This window comes from Pyxidicoccus xibeiensis (assembly GCF_024198175.1).
GTDB lineage: Bacteria > Myxococcota > Myxococcia > Myxococcales > Myxococcaceae > Myxococcus > Myxococcus xibeiensis.
Window position 1 is genome coordinate 225766 of sequence record NZ_JAJVKV010000006.1, and the last position, 15177, is coordinate 240942.

16 protein-coding genes are annotated in these 15177 nt (G+C 71.3%); 7 read left to right on the forward strand and 9 right to left on the reverse strand.

What is annotated here, in order from left to right:
* The first annotated feature begins 26 nt into the window (after positions 1-26).
* From nuoD to LXT23_RS27710, 5 genes are all read left to right on the forward strand, one after another.
* Positions 27-1280, forward strand: a complete 1254-nt coding sequence (gene nuoD / locus LXT23_RS27690; protein ID WP_253983324.1) for an NADH dehydrogenase (quinone) subunit D — start codon at positions 27-29, stop codon at positions 1278-1280.
* Complete coding sequence (locus tag LXT23_RS27695) at positions 1277-3154, forward strand: 2Fe-2S iron-sulfur cluster-binding protein (RefSeq protein WP_253983325.1); 1878 nt, start codon at positions 1277-1279, stop codon at positions 3152-3154. Before nuoD ends, LXT23_RS27695 begins: the two co-directional genes overlap by 4 nt.
* Before the next feature lie 2 nt (positions 3155-3156).
* Positions 3157-4617: a complex I subunit 1/NuoH family protein gene (locus LXT23_RS27700; RefSeq protein ID WP_253983326.1), complete on the forward strand. Its 1461-nt coding sequence runs from the start codon at positions 3157-3159 to the stop codon at positions 4615-4617.
* Between the two features lie 45 nt (positions 4618-4662).
* Entirely contained in the window at positions 4663-5451 is a 789-nt protein-coding gene (locus tag LXT23_RS27705) for a NuoI/complex I 23 kDa subunit family protein (RefSeq protein ID WP_253983327.1), read from the forward strand.
* A 245-nt stretch (positions 5452-5696) separates the two neighbouring features.
* A complete protein-coding gene (locus LXT23_RS27710; RefSeq protein WP_253983328.1) occupies positions 5697-6062 on the forward strand; it encodes a (2Fe-2S) ferredoxin domain-containing protein in 366 nt (121 codons plus the stop codon).
* Position 6063: 1 nt separating this feature from the next.
* Here the strand turns inward: LXT23_RS27710 and LXT23_RS27715 are convergent, their stop codons facing one another.
* Positions 6064-8604: an adenylate/guanylate cyclase domain-containing protein gene (locus tag LXT23_RS27715; protein ID WP_253983634.1), complete on the reverse strand. Its 2541-nt coding sequence runs from the start codon at positions 8602-8604 to the stop codon at positions 6064-6066.
* Between the two features lie 168 nt (positions 8605-8772).
* On the opposite strand from LXT23_RS27715, the gene LXT23_RS27720 reads away from it, so the two are divergent.
* On the forward strand, positions 8773-9636 hold the full coding sequence (locus LXT23_RS27720; protein ID WP_253983329.1) for a hypothetical protein: 864 nt from the start codon (positions 8773-8775) through the stop codon (positions 9634-9636).
* Positions 9637-9658: 22 nt separating this feature from the next.
* Here LXT23_RS27720 and LXT23_RS27725 read toward each other — a convergent pair whose 3' ends face one another.
* The 8 genes from LXT23_RS27725 to LXT23_RS27760 all read right to left on the reverse strand — a co-directional run bounded on the left by LXT23_RS27725 (position 9659) and on the right by LXT23_RS27760 (position 13898).
* Positions 9659-10597, reverse strand: a complete 939-nt coding sequence (locus LXT23_RS27725) for a hypothetical protein (RefSeq protein WP_253983330.1) — start codon at positions 10595-10597, stop codon at positions 9659-9661.
* Between the two features lie 100 nt (positions 10598-10697).
* Entirely contained in the window at positions 10698-10991 is a 294-nt protein-coding gene (locus tag LXT23_RS27730; protein ID WP_253983331.1) for a YtxH domain-containing protein, read from the reverse strand.
* 46 nt (positions 10992-11037) lie between these two features.
* Complete coding sequence (locus LXT23_RS27735; RefSeq protein WP_253983332.1) at positions 11038-11496, reverse strand: hypothetical protein; 459 nt, start codon at positions 11494-11496, stop codon at positions 11038-11040.
* Between the two features lie 38 nt (positions 11497-11534).
* Positions 11535-11735, reverse strand: a complete 201-nt coding sequence (locus LXT23_RS27740; RefSeq protein ID WP_253983333.1) for a hypothetical protein — start codon at positions 11733-11735, stop codon at positions 11535-11537.
* A gap of 43 nt (positions 11736-11778) precedes the next feature.
* Positions 11779-12000 carry a DUF3618 domain-containing protein gene (locus LXT23_RS27745; RefSeq protein ID WP_253983334.1) on the reverse strand — a complete coding sequence of 74 codons (222 nt, stop codon included), beginning with the start codon at positions 11998-12000 and terminating at the stop codon, positions 11779-11781.
* Positions 11990-12451: a phage holin family protein gene (locus LXT23_RS27750; RefSeq protein WP_253983335.1), complete on the reverse strand. Its 462-nt coding sequence runs from the start codon at positions 12449-12451 to the stop codon at positions 11990-11992. The genes LXT23_RS27745 and LXT23_RS27750 overlap by 11 nt, the downstream gene beginning before the upstream one ends.
* Positions 12452-12593: 142 nt before the next feature.
* Positions 12594-13358 carry an endonuclease/exonuclease/phosphatase family protein gene (locus LXT23_RS27755; protein WP_253983336.1) on the reverse strand — a complete coding sequence of 255 codons (765 nt, stop codon included), beginning with the start codon at positions 13356-13358 and terminating at the stop codon, positions 12594-12596.
* A gap of 9 nt (positions 13359-13367) precedes the next feature.
* Positions 13368-13898 carry a hypothetical protein gene (locus LXT23_RS27760; RefSeq protein ID WP_253983337.1) on the reverse strand — a complete coding sequence of 177 codons (531 nt, stop codon included), beginning with the start codon at positions 13896-13898 and terminating at the stop codon, positions 13368-13370.
* 279 nt (positions 13899-14177) lie between these two features.
* Here LXT23_RS27760 and LXT23_RS27765 point away from each other — a divergent pair, with 279 nt between their 5' ends.
* Positions 14178-15176 (forward strand): M23 family metallopeptidase, encoded by a 999-nt coding sequence (locus tag LXT23_RS27765; protein ID WP_253983338.1) that lies wholly within the window; start codon positions 14178-14180, stop codon positions 15174-15176.
* Position 15177: the final 1 nt, after the last annotated feature.

The window sequence follows — 15177 nt, forward strand, 5'->3', positions numbered from 1 at the left end:
CGCCGCCAGCATCTTCCGAGGACATCATGGCTGACCCCGTCAAGCCCGAATCCCACGCTCCGAACCCCGACACCGACGCGTACGCCCACGAGTCGGAGCTGGAGTCCCACCTCCAGACCAAGCGGATGGTCATCAACATGGGCCCCTCGCACCCCGCCACGCACGGCACCGTGCGGCTGAAGGTGGAGCTCGAGGGGGAGACCATCGTCAAGATCGACCCGGAGATCGGCTTCCTCCACCGCGGCTTCCAGAAGAGCTGCGAGAACGTCACGTGGACGCAGTGCCTGCCCTACACGGACCGGCTCAACTACCTGTCCGCGATGATGAACAACTTCGGGTTCCTCAACGCCGTGGAGAAGCTCATCGGCCTGGAGATTCCCGAGCGCGCCCAGTACATCCGCGTCATCGGCTCCGAGCTGCACCGGCTGACGGACCACCTGACGTGCGTGGGCGCCACCGGCCTGGAGATGGGCGGCTTCGCGCCGTTCCTCTTCGCCATGGAGTTCCGCGAGCTGCTCCATGACCGCACCGCCGAGCTGACCGGCGCCCGCCTCACGACGAGCTTTGGCCGCGTGGGTGGCATCAACCGCGACCTGCCCGAGGGCTGGATTCAAAAGGTCCACAAGTCCCTGGACCGCGGCCTGGAGCTCATCGACGAGATGGACGTGCTCCTGACGCGCAACCGCATCTTCGTGGACCGCACCAAGGGCACCGGCGTCATCAGCGCCGAGGACGCCATCGACTTCGGCTACACCGGCCCGGCCCTGCGCGCGTGCGGCGTGGACTACGACATCCGCAAGACGAAGCCCTACTGGGTCTACGACCGGTTCGACTTCGACGTCCCGGTGGGCGAGCACGGCGACAACTACGACCGCTACCTCGTCCGCCTGGAGGAGATGCGTCAGTCGGTGCGAATCCTCCGCCAGGCGATGGACACCATCCCCGCGGGCCCCATCATCGTGGATGACTGGCGCATCGCCCTGCCGCCCAAGCCGGAGGTGTACGGCACCATCGAGGGCGTGATGTCGCACTTCAAGCTGGTGATGGAGGGCATCCAGGTGCCCGCCGGCGAGGTGTACGACTCCACGGAGGCGTCCAACGGCGAGCTGGGCTGGTACATCGTGAGCGACGGCGGTGGCCGTCCCTACAAGGTCCACGTGCGCGCCCCGGGCTTCCCGGTGCTGGCGGCCGTCCCCCACATCATCGAGGGGAAGATGCTGGCGGACCTCATCCCCACCTTTGACACCATCAACATGATCGGCGGCGAGGTCGAGCAGTGAGCGACAACGACACGAAGAAGCCCACCGGTGATGCGCAGCCGCCCCCGAAGGGCGCGCCCACGGACACCCCCGCGGCGAAGATTGGCCCCGAGCCGTCCAACCCGCCCGCGGGCGCGAAGCTGGACAACCCGCCCGTCGCGCACAGCGGCCCCACCGGCACGCCCAAGCCCCCCACTTCGGGCCCGCCGCCCAAGCCGGCGCCGAAGAACCCGGGCTTCGTGACCTGCACCATCGACGGCAAGGAAGTCGTCGTGAAGCCGGGCACGAACATGATCGAGGCGGCCAAGACGGTCGGCTCGGAGATTCCGTACTACTGCTACCACCCGCGCCTCTCCATCGCGGCCAACTGCCGCATCTGCCTCATCGAGGCGTCCAACGCGCCCAAGCTGGTGCCCGCGTGCCAGACGCCGCTCGCCGAGGGCGTGGTCGTCAAGACGACGACGCCCAAGGTGAAGGAGCAGCAGCGGTCCATCATGGAGTTCCTGCTGCTCAACCACCCGGTCGACTGCTCCATCTGCGACCAGGCCGGTGAGTGCAAGCTGCAGGACTACTACATGAAGTACGACTACCGCCCCTCGCGACTGGAGGGCGGCAAGATCCTGAAGAACAAGCGCAAGGTGCTCGGGCCCCGCGTGGTGCTGGACCAGGAGCGCTGCATCATGTGCACCCGCTGCGTGCGCGTGATGAACGAGGTGGCGAAGGAGCCGCAGCTGGGCGTGTTCGGCCGCGGCAGCCACGAGCGCATCGACGTGTTCCCCGGCAGCGAGCTGGACAGCAACTACTCGCTGAACACCGTGGACGTGTGCCCGGTGGGCGCGCTGCTCAGCCGCGACTTCCGCTTCAAGGCGCGCTCGTGGTTCCTGTCCGCCACCCCGTCGGTGTGCACCGGCTGCTCGCGCGGCTGCAACACGTACGCGGACTGGATGTCGCAGGACACCTACCGCTACCGCCCGCGGGAGAACGAGGCCGTCAACAAGAGCTGGCTGTGCGACCAGGGCCGCCTCTCGTACAAGTACCTCAACCTGGGGCGCGCGCTGCGTCCGCAGGTGGGCCGCCGCGCCGGCAAGGCGGGCGAGGCCGAGCCGGTGGTGACGCGCAAGGAGGCCGTGCAGGCCGCGGGCAAGGCGCTCAAGGCGCTGGTGGGCAGCGCCCAGCTGGCGGTGCTCGCCTCGCCGCTGCTCTCCAACGAGGACCTGCTGGCGGGCCTCACCTTCGCGAAGGCCACGCTGGGCGTCACCACGGTGTACGTGGGCGGCCGGCCGCAGGGCGCCGCGGACCACTACCTGATGACGGCGGACAAGAACCCCAACCGCAAGGGCCTGGAGCTGATTGCCCAGGGGCTGGGGCTGAAGCTGGAGTCCTTCGAGTCGCTCACCGCCGCGCTGGGCGCGGGCCGGGTGAAGGCGCTGTACGCGCTGGGCACCGAGGTGCCGGGTGACGCGGAGGCCTTCGCGCAGGCCGCGGGCAGGCTCGAGGTGTTCGTGGCGCACGCGTTCACCGAGTCTCCGGTGACGGCGCAGGCCACGGTGCTGCTGCCCGCCTCCGTGCACGTCGAGGACGAGGGCTCCTTCGTCCAGGTGGACGGCCTCATCCAGCGCTTCCGCAAGGCGTACCCGCCCAAGGGCGACGTGGTCCCCAACTGGAAGTGGGCCGCGGAGCTGACGCGCGAGCTGGGCGGCGAGGCCGCCTGGGGTTCCGCGCGGGACGTGTGGCGCGAGCTGGCCGGCAAGGTGGCCGCGTTCGCCGAGTTCAACTGGGACAAGGCCTCTCCGCCGGACCGGGAGAAGCCGGGCATCAATCCGCTGCCTTCCGCCTCCGACGGGCGTCCTCCGGGGTACCGTGAGTTCGGTACGCCCCGGGTGAGGGGTATCTAGCCATGAGCCGCGTACTGACCATCCTCCTCGCCATGTTCACCATCGTCGTCGCCATCTTCGGTGGCATGGCGACGGCGTACCTCGTGGGCGGCCTGGTGGAGGAGCACTGGTTCACCGGCGCCAGCCGGCTGACCAACATCCTCTTCCTCGTGCTCGTCTTCGTGATGATCATCGCCACGTTGCTGACGATGGCGGAGCGCAAGTGGAGCGCGTTCATCCAGGACCGCGTGGGTCCCAACCGCGCGCGCATCGGCCTGCCCGGCCTGAAGAACCGCGCGCTGGGTGGCCTGCCGCACATCCTCACCGACGTCCTCAAGATGCTGACGAAGGAGGACTTCATCCCGGGGACGGCCAACCGGTTCATGTTCAACCTGGGCCCCATCCTCGCCTTCGCGCCGGTGTTCGCGCTGTTCGCGGTGGTGCCGGCCGGTCCGTCCGTGCCCGTCTTCGGGCACATGGTGGACATGGTGGTGGCCACGCCGGACTTCGGCATGCTGTACGTGCTCGCCATCGCCTCGCTCGCCGTCTACGGCACGGCGCTGGCGGGCTGGGCCTCCAACAACAAGTTCGCCCTGCTGGGCGGCGTGCGCGCCACGTCGCAGATGATTTCGTACGAGGTGGCGCTGGGCCTGTCGCTGGTGGGCCTGTTCATCGCCTTCTCCTCCGTGCAGCTGCCCGCCATCGTCGGTGACCTGGGCAACGCCCTCGCCGGCAACGGCTCCGGCCAGGCGCAGTACCTGTGGCGCACCGACGGGGCCTTCGACTTCGGCCTGCCGGCGTGGGGCTTCATCCTCCAGCCGATTGGCTTCCTCGGCTTCTTCGCCGCGTCCTTCGCGGAGACCAAGCGCGCCCCGTTCGATCTGCCCGAGGGCGAGTCGGAGATCATCGGCTACTTCGTCGAGTACTCCGGCATGAAGTTCGGCCTCTTCATGATCTCCGAGTTCGTGGAAGTGGTGGTGCTGGCCGGCGTGACGACGGCGCTCTTCTTCGGCGGTCACCACCTGCCCTTCGGCGGCGAGTGGCTGGCCAGCCAGGCCATCTTCCAGGAGCACGGCTGGCTGCTGGGCGCCATCTTCGGCACGGTGTTCTGGCTGAAGGTCGTCTTCCTCATCTGGGTGCAGCTGCTCATCCGCTGGACGTTCCCCCGCTTCCGGTATGACCAGATCCAGTCGCTGGGCTGGAAGATCCTCCTGCCCATGGCGCTGGTGAACATCTTCGTCAGCGGCGCGCTGGTGCTGTGGGACCCGTCGCTGCGGGCGCTGGCCATCCTCGGCATGCTGGAGATTGCGTTCGTGGTGGTGCTGACGCTGACGCAGAAGGAGCCGGCGGAGGGCGGTGCGCATGGGGCCCACGGCGGCGCTCACGGCCACGGTCACGACTCCCACGGGCACGGGCTGCCCGCCGGCGCGCATGGGGCCCACGGGCTTCCGGCGCATGGCGCGGCCCCGGCCTCCACGCACTAGACTTCCACCGGCGGCCCCGCCCTTCCGGGAATCGAGAACACCATCATGGCCCTCAAGGTAACCCAGGACCCGCGCACCGACATCCGTGAGCGGGCCTACGTGCCGGAGCTGCTGCGCGGCCTGGCCGTCACCACGAAGCACTTCTTCCGCAACCTCTTCGGTACCCGCGACACCAACGTGCGCGTGGAGGACCGCACCGGCACCAGCCTGATGACGACGGTGCAGTACCCCGAGGAGAAGCCCATCTACCCCGAGGGCTACCGCGGCCTGCACCGGCTGGTGCCGCGCGAGGATGGCAAGCCGCGCTGCGTGGCCTGCTACATGTGCGCCACCATCTGCCCGGCGCAGTGCATCTACATCGAGGCGGGCGAGTACGAGGAGACGACGGCCGAGGGTGAGTCGCGCGTCATCGAGAAGTACCCCACCCAGTTCGTCATCGACGAGCTGCGCTGCATCGTCTGCGGCCTGTGCGTGGATGCGTGCCCCAAGGACGCCATCCGCATGGACACGTACACGCACACCCCGCCGGAGTACACGCGGCAGAACTTCGTGTACGACATCCCCAAGCTGCTGAAGGGGCCGGCGGTGTCCCACCCGTCGGACCCGTGGAACAAGCGCGACGGCTCCGAGGAGCCGCACCACTCGCACAAGGAGGCCCACACCCGCGTGGGCGAGGGCCTGGTGGAGCTGAAGCTGCCGCAGCACGGCAACATCGGCGCGGGCCACGGCCACGGCGGCCACGGCAAGGCGACGCCGGGCGCCCAGACGGGCGGCCACGGCCAGACGGTCGTCACCCAGCAGGGCCCCATCCAGGTCACGAAGTTCCTCAAGTAGATCCGTTCTCCTCACGGGCCCGTAGGGCTCTTGAGACCTCGCCGGCCCGCCCTCCCGCTCTCACAGCGGCAGGCGGGCCGGTGCCTTTTCGGGGTGCAGGTGGTGACGATGAAGCTCTTCAATGGCCCTGGCGCCATGCACCATGCCGGGAGCCCCCCGGGCCCGCGCGCTGTGCAGGCGGGCTTCGCGTTGCGGAGCCCGTCTGCTTTCGGACAGTCCAGGGACGCCGTAGGGTGGAGTCCCCCATGAAGCGTTACCGCCTGTCGGTGTGCAAGGGCGCCAGCTGCAAGGCCGCCGGTTCAGATGCCGTCTACGCCGCGGCGCGGGACACGCTGTCGGCCCAGGGCCTGGTGCCGCGCTGTGAGCTGTACCGCGGCGGCTGCTACGGCTTCTGCCACATGGGCCCCAACGTCGTCGTCCGCGAGGACACCGGCCGCAAGAGGGACCCGCTGTCGCCCGAGGACTACCAGCTGATGGGCTGGCCGGGCGAGGTGTACTACTCGCACATGACGCCGGAGAAGATGCGGCGCGTGGCGGAGGAGCACATCGGGAAGAATGCGCCGGTGCGCGAGCTCTTCGGCCAGCCGGACTCCGATTCCGGAGACGACTGACTCACGCCGCGGCGGCGGTGGGCCCCGCGTCCTCCAGCCCGTGCACGCCGTCCCACTCGGCGGGCGGCGGCTGGACGATGAAGCGGGCGCAGCGGGCCACGTACACGGCGGCGACGGTGTCCTGGAAGTCCATGGAGGCGCGCTCGAAGAGGGCGTGGGCCTCCGCGAAGCGCCGCTGGTGGTACGCGGTGAGGGCCTGCTCGTGGAGGGCGAGCTGCTCCTGCATGCGCGGGGTGAGCTCTCCGCGGCGCGCCACCAGCTCGTGGACGCGCACCGGCTGCGCGCGGCCCTTGAAGCGCACGTGGTCCACCACGCGGAAGACGTAGCCGTCGCTCGCGAGCCGGGCCGTCTCGTCCCCCACCAGCACGTAGGTGCCGTACACCTTGTTGACGGACTCGAGCCGCGCGGCGAGCCCCACCGCGTCACCCAGCACGGTGTAGTTGGACTTCAGCTCGCTGCCCATGTCGCCCACCACCACCTCGCCGGTGTCGATGCCGGCGCGGAAGCCCAGGCGGCGGCCGTACTTCTTCTCCCAGGCGTCCTGCTTGTCGGCGAGCACCGCGCGCAGCTTCAGCGCGGCCTCGCAGGCCAGGTGCGCGTGCCGGTCCGTGCGCACCGGCGCGCCCCAGAAGGCCATGACGGAGTCGCCGATGTACTTGTCCACCTGCCCCGCCGTGGAGCGCACCACGGCGGCCATCTCAGTGAGGTACTCGTTGAAGAGGCCCACCAGCTGCTCGGGGGACATGCCTTCCGACAGGCGGGTGAAGCCCTCGATGTCGCAGAGGTACACGGACATCTTCCGGCGCTCGGGCCGCATCAGGCTCAAGTCCCGGGCCACCAGCCGCGCCACCTCCGGGCTGACGTAGCGGCCGAGCGCGTTGTGGACGAAGTCGCGAATCTGCCGCTCGGTGCTGAAGGCGTAGAGGATGGTGACGACGAAGGCGCCCACCATGGCCATCAGCGGGCCGGCCATGGCAATCCACAGCCGCTGCTCGACGAAGACGTAGGCGGCGGCCGCCGCGTAGCCCGCGCCCGCGGCGACGAGCATGCCCACGTAGAGGACGGCGCCGCGCACCGAGCGCAGGAGGAAGCTGAGCGACAGCGCGAGGAAGGCCCCGGAGAAGGCCAGGCCCACGGTGAGCACCAGGTCCAGGTCCGGCGTGGCGCGGGTGATGCCGTCCGAGCGGAGGATGTTGGCCAGGGCCTGCCCCAGAATCGCGCCCCCCGGCGTCTCGGGGCCGATGGGCGTCGGGCGCAGGTGGCCGGCCTCGCCCGCGGTGAGCGTGAGGACGACGGAGCGGCCTTCCAGGTCGTTGTCGAAGCGCGCGGGGCGCTCGTCCGCCACGTCGAAGACGTTGAGGAGCACGTTCCACGCGCGGATGGAGCGGGCCAGCGAGCCGCGCGAGCCCCGGCCCGCCGTGGGCGCGTCCCAGCGCAGCAGGCTGAAGCCCGACGCGTCCATGGGCACCGAGTGCGCGTCGCCGATGTACAGGCGGCCGTCCGCGTAGCGCAGCTTGCGCGTCTCGGCCAGGCGCATGGCGGCGGCGAGCGGCAGCGAGGGCAGGATGTGGCGCTGGCCGCGCACGTTGAAGGACACGAGGTGCGGAATGGCGCGCACCACGCCGTCCGGGTCCGCCGGGAGCGTGACGGCGCCGTAGCCGGTGCCGCCGCCCAGCAGCGGCGCCACGGGGTGCTGGAGGTGACGCACCTCCACCAGCTTCGAGGCGTCCAGCCCCTCCACCTGCACCTCCGCCAGCGAGACGAAGAGGTCCGTGGGGCCCACGCGGTGGGTGTCGTCCACGGCGCGGCGCTCCTCGATGGCCGCGGAGCCCACGCCGAGCCGGGCGCCCAGCGCCCGCCCGTCTGCTTCATCGGTGGCGCCGCCCCAGACCTCCACCTGGTTGCCGGCGGGGATGATGAACGCGGGCCGCTGCACGGCGAGCACCGCCTGCGCGCGGGTGAACGCCTCGGCGGGCGTGGCGTAGGCGCCCAGCTTCACGCGATAGGGCCACAGGCGGCTGGCGGGGGGCAGCACGCGCGGGCCCTGGGACTCCCAGGAGAAGGCGAGCAGCGCGCGGCCGGGCTCGCGCTCCAGCAGCGCGCGGAAGGCGGCGTCGTCGCCGGTGGGGCCCTGGGGCGACAGCTTCGGGTCGACGCAGGCGCTGGGGCTCAGCTCGGGAAAGGGCAGGTCCACGAGCACCAGCAGGGCGCCCTCCTCCACCAGCCGGTGCACCATGCCGCCCACCAGCTGGCGCGGCCACGGCTGCATGGCGACGCCGGGCCGGTCGTCCTGGCGGGCCTCGGCGAGCGTCTCGTCGTCGATGGCGACCACCACCGCCTCGTCGGGCCGCTCGGAGCGCTCGCCCAGCTCGCGCACGCGCCAGTCGTAGGTGGCGCGCTCGTAGCCCTCCAGCCAGGCCTGCGCGGTGTCGAGCGCGCCCAGGGGCACCCAGGTGGGCGAGTCCTCGCGACGCGGCTCCGCCAGGCCGGGCGCGCGCAGATAGACCAGCAACCCCAGCACGCAGCCGAAGAGGATGGCCATCAACAGCGAGACGCCGAGCCGCTTGAGGAAGCGCCGGCCTGCGGTGTGTGCGCGGTGACCTTGCACGGGAGCCCGGAGGATACCCCGACTCGGGGCCTGGCGCGGGTGTCGTTCCACGCGCGCCTGCTATGCTCGGGCGTCCCGCAGCACCTCTGGAAAAAAGTGCCGATGAAACGCCTCCTGCTCTCCGCCGCTCTTGCCGCCTCCTCCCTCGCTCCCCTGGCCTGCGACCTGGAGAAGACGGGCAACCAGCTCGCCGCCGACCACGTCATGGTGGGCACCCTGCTCGCCACCCCCCAGGTGGACGTGTCCGCCTCCGCGATGGCCGGCTACGACGCCGGGACGTTCGGCCCGGACGGCGGTGACGTCCTCTCGCTGCCGGCGCAGACGGGGGCCGTCGTGTTCTTCGGCACGCGCAACGGAGAGAACTCCCAGCCCTCGGGCGTGGGGGGCGCGGAGGTGACGCTCCAGCCGGTGAGCGGCCAGGCCACCTCGCTCTCCGAGGACGGCTCGGGCAGCTACAGCCGCACCAGCGTGGGCGAGGCCGAGCTGAAGTACCAGTCCGGCGCCACGTACCAGTTCATCGCCTCGCGCGGCGGCACGCGCTACGTGGGCCAGGTGGACAACGCGCCGGTGCAGGAGAAGATCACCGCCTTCCACCCGCCGGAGGGCTTCCTGACCGTCGACGCGCGCACGGCGCTCGCGTTCGACCGGGTGGCGGTGCCGGACAACCAGGACCGCACGCTGGGCTTCGTCACCGTGGTGCCGCTGAGCGCCAGCGGCGCGCAGGGCGAGCCGACGTACACCAACATGCCGCAGACGCCGCTGCAGTTCCTCCAGCTGGTGGGCCTGCCGGGCCCCTACCGCGAGGCCCGCGTGACGGTGCCGGGCACGGCGTTCCCCCAGGGGAACCAGACGTACCTCGTCATCTTCCAGGCCGTGCGCATGGGCGGGGCGGAGTCCGACAACCTCTTCCTCGGCAGCGCCCTGCTGGCGGGCACCGCGGACGTGGGCGTGGTGCGCACGCGCTGAGCCGAAGCCCGGGAGGCGGGCCTCAGCCCGCCTCCAGCTCCAGGTCGATGCGCCCCTCCAGCTTGAGGCGCAGCAGGTGGCCCGCGAAGCGCTCCGACTCCTCGCGGGTGAGGACGTTGCGGAACGCGGCGCCGTCGGCCACCTCCACCTCCAGCACGGCGCCTCTCTGCAACAGCCGGAAGAAGTCCTCGCCGCCCGCCGCGCGCGGGACGAACACGGGCAAGAAGCCCTTGAGCGGCACCACCTCCCCTGCCCCGCGCACCCGCGCCTCCAGCCCCGCCGCGTCCGGACGCACGTCCGCCGGGGCCACGCCCTCGTCCGCGTAGAGCGGCGCGGGCGGCAGGGCCACGTCCTCCGTGGAGTCATCCAGCAGGAAGCCGTGCCGCGACGGAATGCGCCCGCTGAGCAGGAAGCACAGCAGCACCGGCGCGTCCCCGGACAGGCGCTCCACGTGGAGGATGGAGCGCTCCGCCCCCACTCGGCGCAGCAGCAGCGTCAGGCGCGGACGGCTCGCGGCCAGGTGCCGCCGCACGCGGTCCTTCAGCGTCGCCCGCAGCTCCGCGAAGGCCTCGGCGTAGCGGGCTTCTGACTCCGCCTCCCGCTGCGCCAGGGCCTCGCGGGCCGTGGCCAGCTTCGCCTCGGCGTCCCGCACGAAGTCCGTCGCTGACGCCGCCGTCGGCACCAGGCCCGGCGCCGGAGGCTCCGTGGCGGAAGGCGGCACCAGCCCCGCGGCGCGCACCGCACCCAGGAGGAACGAGCCCTGCTGACTCAACCGCTCGCGCTCCTCGCGCAGGCGGGCCCGGGAGGCCGCGTGGTCCACCTTCAGCTCCAGCCAGGCCTCGTAGCCGGCCTCGAGCGTCTCCAGCGCGCGCAGCCGCGCCAGGGCCGCCTCCGGACCGGCCGCCGACGCGGACTCCGCTCCCGGCAGCCGCGACATCCCGCCCTGCTTCTTCTCACTCACGCCGCCGACTCTAACCGGCTCGCAACAGGAAGGCCTCCACCCGCTGCCGTCTTCCGGCACGAATGGAGGCCTCCAGGTGACGCAGCGCTGCCGCCGCGACTCAGACGTTGCGCGGCGTCGACGACGTGCCCTGCTGGGCGTTGTCGCCCGAGCGGTTCACCGCGTTGTTGATGAGCTCCTGGCCGCTCGCCAGCCGCTGCTTCAGGTCGTCACGAAGCTGGTTGCCCGGCTTCGGCGCGAGCAGCAGGCCCAGGCCCGCGCCCACCAGGATGCCCGCCGCGAAGGCGCCCAGCACCGGCAGGAGCGTGTCCGTCGTGTCGCGACGGGTCTCCAGGCCGATGAGGTTCAGCAGGTCATCCTTGTCCATCTTCTTGAGGCTGTTGAGATTCACCATGCTCGACTCCAGGGGTACGGTACGACGTGAGGGAAAGACGCCCAGCCTAGTAGCTGGGAGGGCGCGGGGTACCGGCGGACGTGGCATTCACCGAGGCGGAACCCTGCGCCTCGCCGGAGCCACCCCCGGAGCCCGCCATGGAGCGGCCGGTCTGGTAGCCCTGGAAGGCCGACTCCGCCATGCCCAGCAGCTCGTCCTTGACGAGGGGCAGCGCGGCCAGGCGCACGCCCAGCCGGAGGATGCGCGCCGTCAGCGGCGTGAAGAGGCCACCGCCCAGCACGTAGCCCACGCCCAGCGCGGCCACCATCATCCCGTACGGGTTGCGCTCCACGCGCCCCCGCAGGTCCAGCGTCTGCCCCAGGTCCGTCACCGCCGCGCTCGCGTCGGTCCAGAGCTGCTGCGCTTCCGAGCCAATCTGGTCCACCCGCTGTCCGAAGCCCGCGTTGGAGCCACTTTCCTGCGACTGGGGCGTGCCGTTGCCCGTTGCACCTGGATAGGTCGTCATGAATGCCCTCTCTCGTGTTCTTCCCAGCGGGGGGACGGTCAGCGGCGCGAAGCGATGCGGCCGACGAGGAAACCAACGGCAATCGCCCCCAGCAGGCACGTGCCCGGGTTGGCGCGGATGAAGGTCACCACCCGGGTGTTCAGGTCCACCAGGTTCTGGCGGGCCTCGTCGATCTGCGGCACCACGCGGTCCTGGAGCTGCCGGGCCCTATCGGCCATCTGCTGTGGGTTCATCTCCATCGAAGTCATCTCCTCTTTCAGGGGGTGGAACGGAAGAAAAGCGCTAGCGGCGCGAGCCCAGCCAGAAGCCCACGACGAAGGCGGCGCCGACGCACGCATGCGGATGGCGGCGCACCCACTGGCGCCAGTCGGCGGCCACCGCCACCTCCTCGCGCAGGGCACTGACGGACGTGGCCAGCTCCGCGCGCGTGCGCTCGATTTCCGCGCGCAGCGCGGCGGCGCTCCGGGGAGTGGCGGCCTTGGGAAGTCCATTGCTAGCGGCCATTCGTCGACTCCTTCAAGAATTCACTGTTCGCGCCCCGGAGCGTATTCACGGGAACGCCCGGCGCGGAGTGGGTCAGCGCGGCCATGCTGCGCGTCAGCTCCTGCGAGCTGTCGTCCATCACCCGGCGCGCCTGCAGCCGCTTCACCGCCCAGAAGGCCCCACCCGCTCCGCCCGCGAGGTTGAGCAGCCCCACCCCGCCCAGCGCCCCGGCCCAGCCGAGCCACGGCGACAGCAGCGCGGCGATGGCGCCGCACACGAAGGCGTAGCCCACCAGGATGAAGGGCACGAAGGCGGCGATCATCGCCACGTCCAGGCCGGTGGCCTTCACGTCCTCGGCCAGCTCCATCCTCGCCAGTTGCAGATGCTGCGTCACCAGACGGCTGAAGCCATCCGCCATGCGCCCGACGAGCGCGGTGATGCCGCGCTCCGTCTGTTCACTCCCTGCTTGCATGCGCTTCTCCGGCCGACGCCCCGCGCTCCACGGGTGGGGGCCAACCTAGGCACACCACCTCCGCGCGACAACCACGTCACGGCGGATCTGTCCGGCGTTCGCAAGCGTCGGCCACTGAACGCGCCCGCCGGTGTCCCGCACGCTAGCCGATGAGCTGCACCGGCGGAGAGAGGGGGGCCTCCACGGCGATGGGCGCCTCGAAGCGGAACACCAGCGGCAGGTGGTCGGACGCCACCTTGCTCCGCTCGGTGCGGTGGGGGTGGATGGCGACAGGTCGTACCCCGGCATCCACGTAGATGCGGTCCAGCCGGAGCATGGGCATCCGCGTGGGGTAGGTGCGCGCCGGGGAGCGCAGCTCCAGGGCCACGTCGTGGATGGCCTGGCGCACCAGGGACGGCACCGGGCCGTTGCCCAGGTAGTTGAAGTCCCCGCACACCACCAGCGGGTCCTTGCGCGCGGCCTCGCGGAGGATGTCCGAGGAGAGCAGCAGCGCCTCCTGCCGGCGCCGCTCGCCCATGCGCAGCCCCAGGTGCAGGCTGAAGACGTGCAGCTGGCTGCCCCCGCCCAGGTCCAGGTCGCACCGCAGCGCTCCCCGGGGCTCGCGGCGGCCCACGCTCAGGTCATAGTTCTTCGACTTGAGGATGGGCAGCCGCGACAGGATGGCGTTGCCGTAGCGCCGGCCATTGCGGACCACGTTGGGGCCGAAGGCCATGTGCAGCCCCAGCATGTCCGCCAGGTGCTCGGGCTGGTCCTCGCGGGGCGTCACCGCGCGGAAGTCCCCCACCTCCTGGAGCGCGATGATGTCTGCGCCCACTTCCTGGAGGACCTCTCCCACGCGGCCCAGGTCGAACCGGCCGTCCGTGCCGATGCCGCTGTGGATGTTGTACGAGACGAGGGTCAGCTCCACGCGGCGGGCTCACCCGTTGACGAGATGGAAGCGCCGCGCGGCCAGCCGCACCACCTCCACCGGCAGCGAGGCCAGCCGGCTCACCGCCTTCGCGGCGTCGCCCAGCCCGCCCTGGATGGCCTGGAGCTGGCGCTGCGCCTCGTCCACCAGGTCCATCAGCCGCCCGCGAGGCGGCGGCTCCCGGGTGGGCGGCAGCGCGCCGATGGGCGCCGTGCCACCGATGACGGGCGTGGCCACCGGCTGGGCGGCGCGCTTGCTCTTCTTCGCCTTCGGCGCCTTGAACTCCGGGCCGTGGGAGAACTTGGCGTCAGGCTCGGGGCGGGCGAGCTCCTCCAGCTGTGCGGCCATCTGGTGGGCCGTGTAGAGCTCCTCCGTCTGGGCGAAGCGCTTGCCGTAGTGGATGCCGCCGTCGTTCTCCACCCCCTCCGGATGGGGCCGGGATTGCGCGACACGCTTCTTGTCCTGCCCACGCAGGCCGCGCTTCTCCTGGGGCAGCGTCTTCGGGACCTGGAAGTGGTCGAAGCTGTAGGAACGAGGCATCCGCGAATCTCCAATCAATCGAGTCCGTCGAGAAGCTAGGAAGCGCCCTCGGTCCCGGGTACGCCTTGACGGCACATGCCCTTCTCGCCCGCTCGCCCTCCGAGCTTCCGGACACGAGCGCGGCGCTCCCTGCCGTCCAAGTACCGACAATGTCAGGCAGTCAGCGGTCTCCCGTGGAGCAGGCAGCGGGGCGTGGGGAGGCAGGCGGCAGGGCGGGCGCTGTCCAAACTCTTTCCAACCGCGGGAAGAGGAGTCGCTTCCGTGGTGTAAGAACGGCCCATGCCTCCGCTCCCCGCCGGCCGGAAGTATTCCGCTTCCCCGTACCTGCTGCTCGCCCTGCTCGCCCTTGGTGCGAAGGCCCGGGCGTCCGAGACGTCCCCGGTGCCCGCCGCCGCGGCGCCCCGCCCGCCCGAGGCCCCGCCGCTGGCGGAGGGCCGCCCGCTCTTGACGCTGCAGCCTGGCGCGGCGAAGCCGGGAGACCCGGTGCTGGTGTCCGTGCGCGGCATGGCGGAGCTGCCCTCGGGCACGCTGGCCGGACGGCCGCTGCGCTTCTTCCCCTGGGGCGAGGGCTTCCTGGCCATCTCCGGCCTGCCGGTGGAGCAGGCCCCCGGCGCGGTCCCCGTCCAGGTGCTGGGCCCGGCCGCGCCCGGCGCGGCACCGGTGGAGCTGACCGGCACGCTGGACGTCATGGAGCCGGGCTACCCGGAGCGCGAGCTGAAGGTGTCCGGCAAGTACGTGGAGCCGCCGCCGGGGGTGAAGGCCCGCCTGGCCGCGGACCGCAAGGCCTTCGCGGCGGCCTTCTCGCAGCCGTTCACCGCGCCGCACTTCGGCCAGAACTTCGCGTGGCCGCGGCAGGACCGCATCACCGCGCCCTTCGGTGACCGGCGTACGTTCAACGGCAAGCTGTCCAGCCAGCACTTCGGCGTGGACATCGACGGGGACCCGGGCACGCCGGTGGTCGCCGCCAATGACGGCACGGTGGTGATGGCGCGCGACAACTACTCCGCCGGCAAGACGGTGGTGGTGCACCACGGCGCCGGGCTGTACACGACGTACTTCCACCTGTCCCGCATCGGTGTGAAGAACGGCGTGAGGGTGAAGCAGGGCCAGCGCCTGGGCCTCGTCGGCAGCACCGGCCGCGTCACCGGCCCCCACCTCCACTGGGGCGTGAAGGCGGATGGCCTCTGGGTGGACGGCGAGCCGCTGCTGCGCCTCGACTTCTTCCCGCCCGCCACGCCCGGCGTGGCCAGCGGCTCGACGCAGGTGGGGAGCCCCTAGC